The sequence below is a fragment of the Rhodococcus sp. 06-1474-1B genome (assembly GCF_002258885.1).
Lineage (GTDB): Bacteria > Actinomycetota > Actinomycetes > Mycobacteriales > Mycobacteriaceae > Rhodococcoides > Rhodococcoides fascians.
The window spans coordinates 37,415-50,356 of record NZ_NOYR01000003.1; the positions used below are offsets into that span (position 1 = coordinate 37,415).

The following is a 12,942-nucleotide window of genomic DNA, read 5'->3' on the forward strand; positions in this document are numbered from 1 at the left end:
ACCGCCATCATGACCATCGCCACGGCTGCACAATCGGCACCGACCTCGACCGGCTACACCCTCGTCCACGCCGACCCGCACGACCTCGACATCACCGCCAACGTCCGCGACGGCGTCGACATCACCGCCGACCCCGAGTTCGTCGCCTCCATCGCCGCCCACGGTGTCCTCCAGGCCGTCTCGGCGGTCCGCCGCACCGACGGAACCCTGGTCGTCCACGACGGACAGCGCAGAACTCTCGGGGCCCGCGAAGCCGGTCTCACCTCGATACCGGTGATGGTCCGGGAGCAGTCCGACGACGAGAAGGCCGCAGGCATCGAACGCATCACCGAGCAGGTCGTATCCAACGATCAGCGCGAAGACCTCACCACCGGGCAACGCGCCGCCGCCGTCACCGGCCTGCTCGACCTGGGTCTGAACGTGCAGAAGGTCGCGACAGCACTGCACGTCCCCAAGGCCTACGTCGAAAAGGCCGGTCGCGCGGGGAGATCCGAGCGCGCTCGCCGCCAGCTCGACGACCGTCAGCTCACCCTCGAAGGGGCCGCGATTCTGGCCGATCTCGAAGACGCCGCGCAGACGGAGCCGTGGATCACCGAGGCAATCGAGCAGATCTTCGACAACAGATTCGGCTTCGAGTACCGCCTGGCCACCCTCCAGCGCCGCATCGACGAACGCGCCGAGACCACTGCCGCCGCAGCCGACTACATCGCGCGCGGCTTCACCCTGCTCCACGACGAACCGTCCACCAGCGAGGGGGAGTGGTACACCCTCGTAGACCTGCGCACCGCCGACGGCGCGGCAGTCCCGGCCGACGCCCCGGAGCAAGCACCGCACCTGTGGCACGTCCACGTCCACGAGACCGGCATCATCTGGGTCGACAAGACCACCCGCGAGGAAGTCGACGAGGACGACATCGACTTCGACACCGAGGGCGATGACGAGGCCGAGGCCGAGGCGTACGAGGAGCTGCGGCACGCAAACACGGTCGAGAAGGTGACCGCCTGGGGCCACGAGTTCTTCCTCCATCACGACAGACGGACTGCGGCCGGCCTCGAACTCTCCCCCGAGAAGATCGCCGCCGCCGACACAGAGGGTGGTGGAGACGCTGAGGACGGGTTGACCCCGGCGCAGCGGAAAGCGGCCCGTGCCGAAGCCGAACGCATCGAGAAAGAGCGGGCCGAACGCCGAAAGGTCAAGGCACTCAATCGCGCCGGAGCGACCGCGACCGAGGCACGGCGTACGTTCCTCACCGGCCTGCTCTCACGCAAGGACGTCCCGAAGAACGCCACCAAGTGGATGGTGACCACCCTGTCCACCCATGGTGATGTGTTCACCGAATCAAAGTGCTCGGAGCGGTACGCCGAGATCATGGGCTCCTCCCTACGTGAGGTCACCCGAAAGGTCGACGGTGCCACCGCCGCCCGCGCCGAGGTGCTGCTCCTTGCTCGCGTGCTCACCGCGTTCGAGGCCCGACTCACCGGCCCCCAGGACGCCAAGGACTACTGGCGCTTCTCCTCCAAGCACTACCGAGGCATGGTCGGCATCGACAGTTACCTGACCTTCCTCGCCGACAGCGGGCACACCCTGACCCCGGTGGAACAGGCCGCGATCGGCAACATCACCGTCGACACCGCCTACGCCGCCGTCGACGACGACGCCTGATCGAACCGCAACAACAGAAGGGCCCCGACCATCACCCGATGGCAGGGGCCCTTCCTGTTCGTCAAGAGATGTTGACGATCGAGGGGTTGGTGGGTTCGCTCGTCACGGTCGGAGGTCGGTCCTTGCACCGCTCCCTGGCCGGTCGGTGATCCACTGCTCGATGTCCTCCCGCGCATACAGCGGCGTGCGCGAGAGGTGTCGCGCCGGTTTCGGGGCCTGCCCGCGCGCGACGTACGACGACCACGTCTTGGTCGATATGGCCTTGCCGGTTTTGTCTTCGATCAGCGCCAGCACGTCGGCGGTGGTGAGTTCGTCGGGCATCGGGTGCTTCCTGGGTCGTGGTTGGCGATGCCCTGACCTTACAGGCTCCGACTGTAAGGACTTTGGTTCCGCACCTTGCACCTTACAGTCTCAGACTGTAAGGTTGGGGCATGGCCACGACACGCACCGAATCACACCAATGTGACTGGCAGTCAACGCTGTTCGATGACTGCGCATTGCCCGGTTGTGCTACCCCCGTTGCCGTGCCGGGGGACGTGTGCCAGTCCTGCCGCGCGGCGTTCGGGGACATGCTGACCGTGCGAGCCGATGGTCCTGACCTCGACCCAGAGCAGGTCCGCGCCGACCTCGCCGCCCGCGACGCGAGCACCCGCGACCAGTACCGAGCGCAGGCCGCGACCGTGGCTGCGGCGCAGCAGGTTTCGGCCCGCAAGCGAAACCAGATCTGCTGGCTCTGCAACGAGCGGCGAACCTGCACCTCTACCGGCGGACGCTGGGAATGCACCGACTGCCAGGCCCTGCCGGTCTGAGTAGCTGCACAGAGCCCGCGCCTCTCTCCCTCATCTTTTCTCCACCCGACCTGGGGAGTACTCATGACCGCCACCCTCACCGCGCCCACTATGCCCACGCGCCGCCGCCTCAAAGGAGTTGGAATGAAACTGATTTCGCTCGACACCCAGTTCGACGGAACGGTTGTCGACATTCTCGGCTACCGCACCGCGCCCGCAGGCCGCGTCGAGGTCACCGCCATCCTCGACGCACCCGGTGCCTGGTACAGCCGCACCCACCCCGTCGTCCTCGATGCCAGCGACGTACGACTCTCGCTCGCCCTGCAGTCCCTCACCCGCCCCGAGCTGGGCGTGCGGTGATGGCCGAGACCGTAGGCCAGATCGACATCTTCGAGGTGCTCGCCGCCGCCGAAGCCGAGGTGCAGAACAGCCGCGTCGACCGCCATGGCATCCCGATCCTGTTCGCCAGCCCCACCCGAGGGGTGGCAGCTCGCATCGCCGAATTCGAGACCTGGGCGACCACCTGGGGACGGCACGGCTCGAGCGCCGCTTCCCACGCGTTCGCACCGGGGATCTGCGACCCCACCACACCCACCGACACCTGCCAACCAACCTGCATCGCAGCGGACCTCGACTGCCAGTGCCCGGACACGAGCAGGGACGCTCCATGTCAGTGCGTCGGCGGCGACCTCTACCGCGGCGCGTGCACCGGCTGCCCGTGGGAAGGGGAGAACCGCGCCGACGAACACGAAGCAGTCTGCGACGCCCTCGATCACGCCCACCCCGGCTGGATCGACGACCTCCCGACCGTGATCCCCGAACGCAGACCGTCGCAGAAGGACCAGGTGTGGGCAGCGAAGGTCATCGAGGTCGTCGGGGAACGCCCCACCGGATGGCCCGTCATCACCCGACGTGGAGACACCATCGGCCTGCGCTCGGTCCCGAACCGCTCACCGTGGGGTGGCTACGACGTCGCCGCCGCCTCTGCTGACGCACACCTCGCCCGCCACTCCTGATCTTGATGCCCCACCGAGCCGGAAAGGCCCCATCTCCGATGAACAACCCGATACCTCAGCCGCCTCTCGCCTATACCGCCGATCTGGAAGTGTTCCTGTCGTACGTCCTGTGGGGATGCACCGCGCTCGGTATCGCGGGCATGATTTACGGCGGAGCCACGCTCTACTGGTCCCGCATGTCAGGTGGAGAGGCCAGGACAGCCCCGCAAATGTGCGGGGGAGGGCTCCTCGTTGCCGTCGCCGCCACCGCAGTCCGAGTGGTCCTCTTGCCGGTGTCGACCGAGGAGGCGACGGATCTCCCGTCCGCCGACCCGCTCGCGATTCCGGCAGCCGCCCCGGCACCGCCGATAGTCGATGCCGCACCCGACGTTCCGATGGACTGGACTCCGTTGGTCGGGATGGTCGTGGTTGTGCTTGCCCTCGCGCTGGCCGCGTACCTGAGCGTTCGGACCCGCAGCCATGTCGTCGACCGACGCAACGCCAAGAAGGCACTCGAAGCCGACTACGCCGCCGCCCACGCCGTCTACAGCGAGGTCGCGGACGCCTACGCCGCCTACCTGGCCGACCCGTACTCCATCTTCATCAGGCCCCTGCTCGACGACCTCACCGAGCCGCGCACCGCAGCGTTCATCGACGCCTTTGCCGCCATGAACGATGTCCGGCCCGAACAGTGCCCCGACACCGCAGAGCGCGTGCAGGCCTTCGCCGTCGCTGCGCAGAAAGCACGTACCGCCTGGCGCAGCGCCGACGGCTACGCCCGCACCATGGGGCTGCGCGTGACAAGCGTCGAGGGCCAACGAACCGTTCGCCGGATCCGCAGCGCACTCGGTATCGCCCTCGACACCTCGGCCACCGGGCAGGAACGCGAGACTGCGCTACGCACCGTCGAGGAACTCGCGGTCGGCATTGTCACCGTCCCCGACCGCATCTACGACAACGTCAAGATCGCCATAGAGACCACCACGCGCAAACAGCTCACCAGCTGACCCCAACCCGGCCCCGGTGGTGTCGACACCCAGCAGTGTGTCGGCACCACCTGGCAACATGACCCATCAACGACACAACAACGAACACAACCGTCGACTACGACTGGACCACAGCTCGAAACGGAGACACCCCATGAATCTCGTCAACCCCACAGCGCTGACCGTGTTCGTGGTAGCCGTCACCGGGGCCTACGCCCTCGGTATCCTCTACATACGCAGACCGTCCCGCACCGCACTGCATAGCAACGCACTTGCTCTCATCAGCCTCGCCGTAGTCGCTGCCACTGTCTTTGCCCTTACCTATCCAGACCTCGCTTGGGGATGGAAAGCCGCCCTTATTGCAGGCTTCATCTTGTTCGGCTACCAGTGCGCACGGATGTTCAACAGCACCCGTGAGGAGTACGAGGCCAGCCAGCAGCGCAGCTTCGTCCAGGCCACCGTCGAAGAAGACAGGAACCACCGATGAACCCGTTCACCACCTTCCGCGACCACCGCCGGATCCGCCAGGAATTCCTGTCCGACGACAGCGAAGAGAATGCGGCACGTTACTTCGAGTCAGCGGACGCAATGGACGGGCTTCGGATCGGGCTCAACAGATTCGCCGCTGTTGTGGTGGGCATCCTCGGGATCGCCGCTGCCGCGTACAACGTCAAGATGCGCTTCGACGGATCTGACGTCAGCATCATCGAACTCTTATTTCCCGCTCTTGCAGTGGCATTGGTGTTCGCTCTTGTCCGTATCGGCAACGAGCTGGGCTCGAAAGGGACGAAAGAGATCGTCGCCACCGCGAACAGGGCAAAGTTCGTCGGCGATCAACGCCGCAACAACCCGTCAGACCACTGACCGGCCGACCTCGACACAACGAACGGAGACACCATGGACATCGCCACCGCTGCGGACGGACACCAGAAAGCTCTCGATCTGGTGATGGACGAACCCACACTCGACAATCTCGAACAGTACGACGCCGCAGCGACCATCTACACGGGTTTCCTCAATCATCGAATCAGCCTCTATTTCCGGATCGGCATGGCGGGATTCGTCGCTCTCGGAGCGTTGTACTTCCTTCTCAACGCCCCGCCGGTCCCGGCCACCATCGCGATATGGGTGTGGGTGATCGCGGCAATGGTGCCGATTACCTGGAACATGCGCTGGCTACTCATGGTCCGCAAGCTCGTTGTCTCGGCACATGTCTTCGTGGACACGGCCAGCTCTCTTCGGAACGAAGGCTGACCGCGAACACGAACGTCGCCCGCACCCGACGCTACGAACTCGACCACTGACGAGCCTCGTCACCCTCCATCGCTCCCACGCAGAATCCCCGCCCGCTGTATCCCACAACGCCGCCGTAGAGCACCAGCTCCGGCGGCGTTTCGCATTTCCTGACAACGATGTCTCCTCGGGAATGCCGACGCAATTGAAACTCTATTTCGGCGCTCGAATAAATTCTTGGAATGCCTAATGCACAACCCCCTCGAGTGCATGTTGCGCCTTGTGGTTTCTATTCGTAAAGTCAAGGGCTGCAATGAAATCGAAGGAATATACATCTATGTTACCCATGGCCTATTCGCGCTTTTTGAGATAGAATTGAACCCATCACCGACATTCTTTCGAGGAGTTGTTCATGTCGATCACCGTGTACACGAAGCCTGAATGCAACAACTGCGATCAAACGAAACGGCGTCTGAACAAGCACGGCCTCGAATACGAAACGGTCGATGTCACCGAAGATGAGGCGGCGCGCGAGTTCGTCGCCGATCGACTCGGGTACCGGCAGATGCCCGTCGTGGTCGTCGAAGAGGCCACCGAGAACGGCACACACCTCGAACACTGGAGTGGCTTCCGGATCGACGCACTCGACAAGCTCGCCGCCACCGCCTGACCGATTCGCCTCTGTCCCTGCTCGAAACCCCGCCAGCGAAACGAGTCTTTCGATGACGCCCCTGAGTGCAGTTCCCTCACCCGCCGACGAGCCCACCGGCATCACCGCGCAGGGTCTGGTGTCCGTGGACGACGACGGCGCGGTCGATGACTGGAGCGCAGCCCACCGACCCTCCACCGACCCCGAGGCCCTGCTGCTGTCGGCATTGATGTGGAGCAATCACCCCGACGGGCCTACCGCCGAGACCCGGCGCATCGCCGCCACTGTCACCGCCGCCGACTTCGATACCGCCGCCTACGCGAGTCTGTACGAGGTCATCGCCGCACTCGTCGCGGCCGACGAGCAGCACGACCCGGCCAGTGTCACCCACGCTCTTGCCCGCGCCGGATCCGGCGGACCCGCCGGAGACTCGCTACGTCACCGCCTCACCGGCGTGGCCACCGCCGGTGGTCACGCCGCCGCTGCGGCCCACTACGCCGACATGGTGCTCTCGCAGGCCTACCGACGCAGCTACCGCACCGTAGGCGAGGCCATCGCTCAGGCAGCCGACGAGCTACCCGAGGAGTATCTGTTCGACCACATGGTCGAGCGCGGACGCATTCAACGCGCACTGTGGAACCGGCTCAACACTTTTCGCGGTGAACGATGACCGTCTCCGACACCACCCCGAGCGGCTCACCGCCACGCCGTCACTCATCCGCACCGACGACCCACATCTCCGACTACCGGCCCGAGCGAGGAACCATGACCATCCAGCGACCCTCCGCCGTCGACGACGACGCGACCCCGGCGTGCAGCGCCGACCCGTCGTCCTGGGATCTCGACGCCTCGACGAAGGATCGGTTGAAAATCGCCGTCCGAACCTGCCGGTTCGAGTGCCCGGTCTACCAGGCGTGCCGGGACGCGCTCGCGGCCGGCGCAGTGACACCCGTGTCGATGGTCGTGGCCGGGATCGCCTACGACTACAACGGTGACGTCGTCGACCTCGACAGTCCCCGCGCCCGCACCGGGCCCCGCAACGAACGCGACACCCGATGGATCGACGAACGCGGATACTCCTACAACGGGCACACCGGACGCTGGGAACCACCGGTGAGCGCCACCGAACAACGCCGCCGACGTATCGCCTGACCAACGACTGTCGAGACCCCTGCCTCGTAACAGATTGCGTTCGTAGAACCCTATTTTCGTCAGCAACACGAGCGTCAACGAAACCTGGAAGGTGAAATTCGATGCCCGAATGCATGATCGCAGGCGGTGGCACCCTTTCACCGCCCGCGGACTACCTCGTCTGGTGCAGCGGTGTCGGTGCCGATCCCTTCGACGTCGAGGCGCTCCAAGACTGGGACTACCTCCGCGCCTTCGAGATGACCGAAGCCGAGCAACGCGCCGTGACCGCATGGGCCGTCGGACTGGACCTCTACAGCGCAGCCTGAGACATACGCCGCCGGGCACTGGACTCCACCACATACTGCCCCTGCCGGAACTGAGGTCCTGAACGAAAGGAGACACCCGCACGATCGTGCAGGTGCCTCCTTGTCGTGGCAGTGATTCGGTGGCCATCTTCGGTGGTGCGGTGTGGACGCTACCGATCACACACGTCGACGTCTGCGTCCCAGTCGACCTGGTAGTCCACGAAATACGGGGCGTCGTCCATGCCGCTGCTCTCGAACATCGGGTACGCCCCCTTCTGCTGATCGGTTTGCAGCACCGCGATGTGAATCTCGTCCGCCGACATGTGTATCTGTCGTAGCTCGCCGGTCATCGCAGTGTCGGTCCACCGCAGTGGCGCGAACGTCACCCGGCAGCCGATGTCGCCGCCGTGTAGCCGATGAGCAGGCTTGGTTCCGATCTGTGGTTCGGTTCGCAGCCGATGCCGCCCGTGACCCATGTTCGGCGCTCATCCGAGTCCGTGATCGACCACGCGCGATGTCGCTGCGGTGTGCGCCGCGGGCGGTGGTGTGTGCAGTGTCGGGGAGTCCGCCCGCAGCGATCCGGTCGAGCGGGCCTGCGGGGGAGTGACCAACCCACGAGGCCGCGTCGATGCACGGTCGGCCTTGACCGCGTGCATCACGGGTGACGTCGATACCGAGGCGGACACAGTCGCATTCGCAGTGTCGTCCGGACGGGCGGCCGGCCTCGACCGTGCCCGCAGATCCTCGAGGTCGGCGGCGAGTGCGGTGATGTGTTCGGCGTCGGCGACCGGGTCGAGGACGGCGAGGTTCGCGCGCAGGTTCCGCACCTGCACGGACCGCTCGGCGGCGATGCGATCGGTGTCCGAGACATCCGCTGTGTGGGTCACGCGCAGGACGGTGTCGTTGCGCATCGGTTCGATGGTGCCGCCGAGATCGGCGGCGAGCTGCTCGGCGATGCGGTGCGCGTCATCGGGGGTGTATGAGCCGACGTCGGTGCGTGAGTTGGGGATCGGGCCGGGTCGGGTGGAGTACACCTCCACGTCGAGAACTGCGACTGCGTCGGGACCGTCGACCGCCGAATCGGGAAGCGGCGGTGACGCTTCGACGACGGCGGCTACTGCGGCGGTGACGTTGCGGGGTGCGGGGATGACGGTGCGCCGTGCACCGGAGGCGTAGGCCGGGAGTGCGGTCAGTTCGGCGGCGAGCTCGCCGGGGCTGCCGATGAACTCGACATCACGGCGTGAGGTTCCCTCGTCGACTGCGTCGATGACGACCGAGACGGTGTCGAGCTCGTAGGTGTCTGCCAGTGCTGCTGCTTGGGTGAGGGCGAACTGTCCGGCGGAGCGGGAGGTGTAGAACGCGCCGCGGTAGTGCACGAAACCGGGATCGCCGTTGCGGTCGAGGGTGGCTACTTCGACGTTGAATTCGGGCTGGCTCATAGTCGGTGGTCCTTCTCAGTGATGTGGGTGCGCCCGCACGAGAAGACGTGGCGAGCGCGCAAATGGCAGGGCAGTGGCGCGACCAGTACCGGTCGCAGGTGGTGCGAGAGCGGAAGTGTCAGTGCGCGTCTGCAGCCGAGGTCTGCGGTTCGGACGGCGTACCGGGTGTCGTCGACGAGGCGTCGTCGGGTCGGCGGTCGAGGCCGGTGGTGTTCTCGGCACCGACGCGGCGGCGCGGCGCACCGCGACCGGTCGTCCGCTTGGAGGTCTTGGATGATTTCTTGCCCACCGGTGTCGGAGCGGTCAGACCACTTCCGGTGAGTTCGGCGACCGTCCATCCGGCATCGAGCGCTTCTTTGTACGCGGCCGCGTGGTCGGCGTTCGCGCGTTCGGCCGCGCGGTTTGCGTCGGCGACCTTCTCGCGCGCATCAGCGGACGCCTGGGCGGCGTCGAAGAGTGACTCGATGTATTTGGTGCGGTTCTCGATCGCGGCGCGGGCGCGCGCCAGCGCGGTGTCTTTGTCGACAGCGGGAGAGACAGACATGGTGAGGGCCTTCCAGATTCGGTGCGCGGATATCCCCCACCGGACTGGCACCGATCGCTCACAGAGCTGCACAACCGGCAGTGCGGTGAACGCAGTGCGGAGTCAATCGGTACGGGTGGGGCGCGCTCGAACGTGACCCTCATCGACGCTCGAACTTGGTCTACAGCTTAGGGCAAACCAGTGTGTCCCGCCATGAGTCGCAACCGACGTCTGGGCTTTTGGTTCACAGCGCCCTGGAGGGGTGCAGCCAAAAGCTGGATGCGCCACAATTCCATGATGAGTATGGCGGACGACATCAACTCTCACCGCAGCAGCGTGGAGCGCGACCGACTTGAATGGGAAGCGAAACGTGCCGCTGCGCGCGGCACACTTAAGAAGCATCTCGAAGATCAGGCTGAGGACTTCATTGCCTCAGCTCGCCGTCTGAAAATAAAGCCCACAAATGGGTGGGTTCGACCTCGCTGGGACCTTGACCTCAGCGTCCCCAACGGGGAGATCTTCGATGATGGTTACATAAGTTCCAACGGTGCCAAGGTGCGGATATACAGCAATGGCACGGTTGTCCTGTGCAATCACGGCGGCATGCCCAGCTCCGATCCCAGCTACTCCTCGCTGACGCCTCCAACCGCAGGGCAGGTCCGTGGTGCGCTTATGAGTTGGCTTCGAGCGCGCTGACGACGTTCGCAGTTCCCAAAGGGTGTGTAGTGAGCGCCCGGAAACGTGCGTCACCAGCGTATGTCCAATCAGCTACTGCGAGTGTGTCTGCACCCGGTGGGTTGATGTTTCCCGTAGGCGTCTGCTGGCACTCTGTCGACCGTGACCGACGACGACGTCACCAGTTGGACGCGCGGCAAGGAGGCGTCGACAACCGTGCACCGGCCGCTGGAGGCGGCGCACGCAACGGTTGCATGAACACCGTTTCACGCATACTCAGTTGGCGTTGCATCGCGTGCGCATCGCACAAAGTGCGGTGTGTGCAGAAGCTTCGGTGCGTGCGCTGCGGTCGGTCAGTAGTAGTCGTTGCCGTAGGGGTCGCGGTGGTACCCGCGTCGGGGTCGGCGGTCGGCGACTCCGCTGGCACCGCCGAGTGCGAACAGGGGAAGCATGAACAGCATCACTGCGATGAACGCGCCGATCACTGCGATGAACGCGCCGAACACAACAGCGAGGACGACGAGGTACGCGCCGACGCCGATGACGGTGAGAATGTTCGCCACGAAACCTTTCCATCCGGGGTCGTTCTCGCCGAGGTATCGCACGTACCAGATCAGGAGTCCGGCACCGGCGACGGCGAGCAGGGGCAGCGGTCCGACGTCGTCGGTGAAAAGCGAGGAGAGCGTCATGTCGTACGTCCTTTTCGTTGAGGACTGCTCTCACCGGTGCGGCGGCGCGGCCCAGGCCTGATGGATCTATCTCTACCGAACGCCACCGACATGTGTCGGTGGCGTTCGGTTCAGAACAAGGTTGGTGGTGCTTGTGCGTCGAAGCTGTATCCGGCGAGGGCGGCGCGCAGTCGCTCGGCGTCGTAGCCGTTTTTGAGCGCATCACGGATCGCCACGGCCCGCCCGTAGCGCCCGCGCGGATCGCCGCCTGCGGGCGTCGGTCCGATGTGGCGTCCGGTTGCAACAGCGTGTGCAAGGTTCGCCGATTGGGTGCCCCGCTTGAGGTGACCGTCGTCGACTCGTACACACAAGGTTTCGTCGCAGTCGTGCTCGCCGACGATCCCGTCACCGAGGTCGCCGTGCGCGAGCAACAGCGCGAACCGGTGCGCCGACAACGTTCGTGGTGTGTCGCCGTCGGTGAAGGTGTAGCGACCGTAGCCGTCGGGAAAACTGACGGCCGATCGCCACAGCCAGCACGTCGGAGTGATGACCACTTTCGTCCAGAACCGGGCCACGGTCTTGGCGGTCAACGGTCCCTGCAACGGACGCCACGATCGACGTACCGACATCTCCGGTTCGACGATGGTGTCCCCGCCGAACAGTGCCAGTTGCGTCGTCGCGGTCACGATCAGCGTCCCGATAAGTGGTGACTGTCGGCGAGGTGTCGACGCCGCGCGTTCCGCAGCACAACGAACGCAACGGAGGACGCGTCGGCAAAGGTCGATCTCGTATTCGATCCTCCGGCCGCGAGTTCGATCGTCGGGGCGTGGAAGTCACGAAAACGCGCGTCGGGAACGGACGGTTGCGCGGGTTTCTCACGTCCGCCGAATCGGATCGTGGCTCGCTCCATGAACCCTCGGGTGTCGCGGAAGGAGATCGCGGGCCGCCACATTCCGGAGCTCTGCCCGGCCGACGCGTAGGCGAGGTCGGCGTTGATCATCACCGTTCCCAGGTGTGCCGAGTGCAGCGGAGACAGCACCGACGGTGTGATGCCGAGTTGGTGTCCGCGGGCGGTGCCGAACAAGTCGGTTGCGGTCTCGACGCCGATCTTGTCCGACACGCGGATGCGTGCGTTGTCGGTGTAGACCGCGTAGGTCCCGTGACTGGCGAAATCGGGTTCGAGCCACACCAGCGCCGCGCTGCGCTGCACGACCGACGCGGGTTCGGCGATCACAGTGCCGGTCGCGGCGGCGACACGTGTTGCGAGGTGCGGGTGCAGCAGTGCGACCCAGTCGGCGGCGGACTGACGCTGCGGGCCGAGGGTGAATTGCGCGTCGAGGCGTGCCGCGGTGTGCACGCGCACCCGGCCGGTGTCGTCGACATGGATATGCGGAACGGTGCCGTCGCTGCTCCAGGCGAGCACATTCGGATCCGTGTCCGGTGTGTGGGGAGCGGGGTAGCCCGCGTCGGTCAATGCCGCCACCAGTTCGCCGGTGTAGACGCTCATCTGTGTCCTCCGTTCGTGTCGTCGGCCGGTGCCTCGACGGTGTCCGGCGACGAGCCGGTGCCGGTGTCGGAGTCGTCCGAGGAGTCGGTGTCGGCGGTGTCGCTGAGCAGGGCCAGAAGTTTGCGTGCTTCGCCGGTCGTGATCTGGGTCAGTGTCGCGGCGGCGACGAGTGTTCCTTCGCGGGCGCGGATGTCGTCGAGCGCGCGGGCCATCGCGAGTTTCGCGGCGTCGATCTGCTCGGCGGCGGTGAAGAACGCCGTCAACGACGCCATGTTCGCCGCGTCCCGGCGCTGACGATCCGCGAGCACTTTCTGTTGCGCCGCACGCGCCCGAGCACGCGCAGTCATCCGAGCCTGTGTCGACGCCATGCGGCCAACCATA

The 12,942-nt window shown here is 65.5% G+C and carries 21 protein-coding genes; 13 read left to right on the forward strand and 8 right to left on the reverse strand.

Going from position 1 to position 12,942, the window contains the following annotated elements:
• The first annotated feature begins 9 nt into the window (after positions 1 to 9).
• On the forward strand, positions 10 to 1,662 hold the full coding sequence (locus CH266_RS00650; protein WP_094689007.1) for a ParB/RepB/Spo0J family partition protein: 1,653 nt from the start codon (positions 10 to 12) through the stop codon (positions 1,660 to 1,662).
• Positions 1,663 to 1,764: 102 nt separating this feature from the next.
• On the opposite strand, the gene CH266_RS00655 is transcribed toward CH266_RS00650, so the two are convergent.
• Positions 1,765 to 1,983, reverse strand: coding sequence for a helix-turn-helix transcriptional regulator (locus CH266_RS00655; protein ID WP_094689006.1), 219 nt, complete (start codon positions 1,981 to 1,983; stop codon positions 1,765 to 1,767).
• A 110-nt stretch (positions 1,984 to 2,093) separates the two neighbouring features.
• Here CH266_RS00655 and CH266_RS00660 point away from each other — a divergent pair, with 110 nt between their 5' ends.
• The 11 genes from CH266_RS00660 (at position 2,094) to CH266_RS00710 (ending at position 7,770) form a co-directional block, all read left to right on the forward strand.
• Positions 2,094 to 2,471, forward strand: a complete 378-nt coding sequence (locus CH266_RS00660) for a hypothetical protein (protein WP_094689005.1) — start codon at positions 2,094 to 2,096, stop codon at positions 2,469 to 2,471.
• 123 nt (positions 2,472 to 2,594) lie between these two features.
• The gene (locus CH266_RS00665; protein ID WP_141214454.1) at positions 2,595 to 2,810 is read left to right on the forward strand and encodes a hypothetical protein; all 216 of its coding nucleotides are present in this window, start codon (positions 2,595 to 2,597) and stop codon (positions 2,808 to 2,810) included.
• A complete protein-coding gene (locus CH266_RS00670) occupies positions 2,810 to 3,466 on the forward strand; it encodes a DUF6349 family protein (RefSeq protein WP_094689003.1) in 657 nt (218 codons plus the stop codon). The genes CH266_RS00665 and CH266_RS00670 overlap by 1 nt, the downstream gene beginning before the upstream one ends.
• Positions 3,467 to 3,504: 38 nt before the next feature.
• Positions 3,505 to 4,452, forward strand: a complete 948-nt coding sequence (locus CH266_RS00675) for a hypothetical protein (RefSeq protein ID WP_094689002.1) — start codon at positions 3,505 to 3,507, stop codon at positions 4,450 to 4,452.
• Between the two features lie 133 nt (positions 4,453 to 4,585).
• On the forward strand, positions 4,586 to 4,918 hold the full coding sequence (locus CH266_RS00680) for a hypothetical protein (protein ID WP_094689001.1): 333 nt from the start codon (positions 4,586 to 4,588) through the stop codon (positions 4,916 to 4,918).
• On the forward strand, positions 4,915 to 5,295 hold the full coding sequence (locus tag CH266_RS00685; RefSeq protein WP_094689000.1) for a hypothetical protein: 381 nt from the start codon (positions 4,915 to 4,917) through the stop codon (positions 5,293 to 5,295). The genes CH266_RS00680 and CH266_RS00685 overlap by 4 nt, the downstream gene beginning before the upstream one ends.
• 33 nt (positions 5,296 to 5,328) lie before the next feature.
• Positions 5,329 to 5,685: a hypothetical protein gene (locus tag CH266_RS00690; RefSeq protein WP_094688999.1), complete on the forward strand. Its 357-nt coding sequence runs from the start codon at positions 5,329 to 5,331 to the stop codon at positions 5,683 to 5,685.
• 391 nt (positions 5,686 to 6,076) lie between these two features.
• On the forward strand, positions 6,077 to 6,334 hold the full coding sequence (locus tag CH266_RS00695) for a glutaredoxin family protein (protein WP_094688998.1): 258 nt from the start codon (positions 6,077 to 6,079) through the stop codon (positions 6,332 to 6,334).
• 52 nt (positions 6,335 to 6,386) lie between these two features.
• On the forward strand, positions 6,387 to 6,983 hold the full coding sequence (locus CH266_RS00700) for a DnaB-like helicase N-terminal domain-containing protein (RefSeq protein ID WP_094688997.1): 597 nt from the start codon (positions 6,387 to 6,389) through the stop codon (positions 6,981 to 6,983).
• A gap of 95 nt (positions 6,984 to 7,078) precedes the next feature.
• Entirely contained in the window at positions 7,079 to 7,465 is a 387-nt protein-coding gene (locus CH266_RS00705) for a hypothetical protein (RefSeq protein WP_141214455.1), read from the forward strand.
• Positions 7,466 to 7,566: 101 nt separating this feature from the next.
• Positions 7,567 to 7,770 (forward strand): hypothetical protein, encoded by a 204-nt coding sequence (locus tag CH266_RS00710; protein WP_141214456.1) that lies wholly within the window; start codon positions 7,567 to 7,569, stop codon positions 7,768 to 7,770.
• 149 nt (positions 7,771 to 7,919) lie between these two features.
• Here CH266_RS00710 and CH266_RS00715 read toward each other — a convergent pair whose 3' ends face one another.
• The 3 genes from CH266_RS00715 to CH266_RS00725 form a co-directional block, all read right to left on the reverse strand.
• The gene (locus CH266_RS00715) at positions 7,920 to 8,225 is read right to left on the reverse strand and encodes a hypothetical protein (RefSeq protein ID WP_094688994.1); all 306 of its coding nucleotides are present in this window, start codon (positions 8,223 to 8,225) and stop codon (positions 7,920 to 7,922) included.
• 9 nt (positions 8,226 to 8,234) lie between these two features.
• Positions 8,235 to 9,188, reverse strand: a complete 954-nt coding sequence (locus CH266_RS00720) for a hypothetical protein (protein WP_094688993.1) — start codon at positions 9,186 to 9,188, stop codon at positions 8,235 to 8,237.
• Between the two features lie 118 nt (positions 9,189 to 9,306).
• Positions 9,307 to 9,732: a hypothetical protein gene (locus CH266_RS00725; protein WP_094688992.1), complete on the reverse strand. Its 426-nt coding sequence runs from the start codon at positions 9,730 to 9,732 to the stop codon at positions 9,307 to 9,309.
• A 282-nt stretch (positions 9,733 to 10,014) separates the two neighbouring features.
• Between CH266_RS00725 and CH266_RS25090 the strand changes: the two genes are divergently transcribed.
• Entirely contained in the window at positions 10,015 to 10,407 is a 393-nt protein-coding gene (locus CH266_RS25090) for a hypothetical protein (RefSeq protein WP_141214457.1), read from the forward strand.
• Positions 10,408 to 10,739: 332 nt separating this feature from the next.
• Here CH266_RS25090 and CH266_RS00730 read toward each other — a convergent pair whose 3' ends face one another.
• From CH266_RS00730 to CH266_RS00745, 4 genes are all read right to left on the reverse strand, one after another.
• Positions 10,740 to 11,075 carry a hypothetical protein gene (locus tag CH266_RS00730; protein WP_094688991.1) on the reverse strand — a complete coding sequence of 112 codons (336 nt, stop codon included), beginning with the start codon at positions 11,073 to 11,075 and terminating at the stop codon, positions 10,740 to 10,742.
• 110 nt (positions 11,076 to 11,185) lie between these two features.
• Entirely contained in the window at positions 11,186 to 11,740 is a 555-nt protein-coding gene (locus CH266_RS25260) for a hypothetical protein (protein WP_176456966.1), read from the reverse strand.
• Between the two features lie 2 nt (positions 11,741 to 11,742).
• Positions 11,743 to 12,561, reverse strand: coding sequence for a hypothetical protein (locus CH266_RS00740; protein WP_094688990.1), 819 nt, complete (start codon positions 12,559 to 12,561; stop codon positions 11,743 to 11,745).
• On the reverse strand, positions 12,558 to 12,929 hold the full coding sequence (locus tag CH266_RS00745) for a hypothetical protein (protein WP_141214458.1): 372 nt from the start codon (positions 12,927 to 12,929) through the stop codon (positions 12,558 to 12,560). Before CH266_RS00745 ends, CH266_RS00740 begins: the two co-directional genes overlap by 4 nt.
• Positions 12,930 to 12,942 lie beyond the last annotated feature (13 nt).

What these genes read in the sequence shown, in the direction of transcription:
- CH266_RS00700 (WP_094688997.1), top strand. Translation starts at nt 6,387, where the DNA reads ATGACGCCCCTGAGTGCAGTTCCCTCACCCGCCGACGAGCCCACCGGC.
- CH266_RS00660 (WP_094689005.1), top strand. Translation starts at nt 2,094, where the DNA reads ATGGCCACGACACGCACCGAATCACACCAATGTGACTGGCAGTCAACG.
- CH266_RS00670 (WP_094689003.1), top strand. Translation starts at nt 2,810, where the DNA reads ATGGCCGAGACCGTAGGCCAGATCGACATCTTCGAGGTGCTCGCCGCC.
- CH266_RS00695 (WP_094688998.1), top strand. Translation starts at nt 6,077, where the DNA reads ATGTCGATCACCGTGTACACGAAGCCTGAATGCAACAACTGCGATCAA.
- CH266_RS00705 (WP_141214455.1), top strand. Translation starts at nt 7,079, where the DNA reads ATGACCATCCAGCGACCCTCCGCCGTCGACGACGACGCGACCCCGGCG.
- CH266_RS25090 (WP_141214457.1), top strand. Translation starts at nt 10,015, where the DNA reads ATGGCGGACGACATCAACTCTCACCGCAGCAGCGTGGAGCGCGACCGA.
- CH266_RS00675 (WP_094689002.1), top strand. Translation starts at nt 3,505, where the DNA reads ATGAACAACCCGATACCTCAGCCGCCTCTCGCCTATACCGCCGATCTG.
- CH266_RS00745 (WP_141214458.1), bottom strand. Translation starts at nt 12,929, where the DNA reads ATGGCGTCGACACAGGCTCGGATGACTGCGCGTGCTCGGGCGCGTGCG.
- CH266_RS00680 (WP_094689001.1), top strand. Translation starts at nt 4,586, where the DNA reads ATGAATCTCGTCAACCCCACAGCGCTGACCGTGTTCGTGGTAGCCGTC.
- CH266_RS00650 (WP_094689007.1), top strand. Translation starts at nt 10, where the DNA reads ATGACCATCGCCACGGCTGCACAATCGGCACCGACCTCGACCGGCTAC.
- CH266_RS00720 (WP_094688993.1), bottom strand. Translation starts at nt 9,188, where the DNA reads ATGAGCCAGCCCGAATTCAACGTCGAAGTAGCCACCCTCGACCGCAAC.
- CH266_RS00685 (WP_094689000.1), top strand. Translation starts at nt 4,915, where the DNA reads ATGAACCCGTTCACCACCTTCCGCGACCACCGCCGGATCCGCCAGGAA.
- CH266_RS00730 (WP_094688991.1), bottom strand. Translation starts at nt 11,075, where the DNA reads ATGACGCTCTCCTCGCTTTTCACCGACGACGTCGGACCGCTGCCCCTG.
- CH266_RS00715 (WP_094688994.1), bottom strand. Translation starts at nt 8,225, where the DNA reads ATGGGTCACGGGCGGCATCGGCTGCGAACCGAACCACAGATCGGAACC.
- CH266_RS00740 (WP_094688990.1), bottom strand. Translation starts at nt 12,561, where the DNA reads ATGAGCGTCTACACCGGCGAACTGGTGGCGGCATTGACCGACGCGGGC.
- CH266_RS00655 (WP_094689006.1), bottom strand. Translation starts at nt 1,983, where the DNA reads ATGCCCGACGAACTCACCACCGCCGACGTGCTGGCGCTGATCGAAGAC.
- CH266_RS00710 (WP_141214456.1), top strand. Translation starts at nt 7,567, where the DNA reads ATGCCCGAATGCATGATCGCAGGCGGTGGCACCCTTTCACCGCCCGCG.
- CH266_RS00725 (WP_094688992.1), bottom strand. Translation starts at nt 9,732, where the DNA reads ATGTCTGTCTCTCCCGCTGTCGACAAAGACACCGCGCTGGCGCGCGCC.
- CH266_RS00690 (WP_094688999.1), top strand. Translation starts at nt 5,329, where the DNA reads ATGGACATCGCCACCGCTGCGGACGGACACCAGAAAGCTCTCGATCTG.
- CH266_RS00665 (WP_141214454.1), top strand. Translation starts at nt 2,595, where the DNA reads ATGAAACTGATTTCGCTCGACACCCAGTTCGACGGAACGGTTGTCGAC.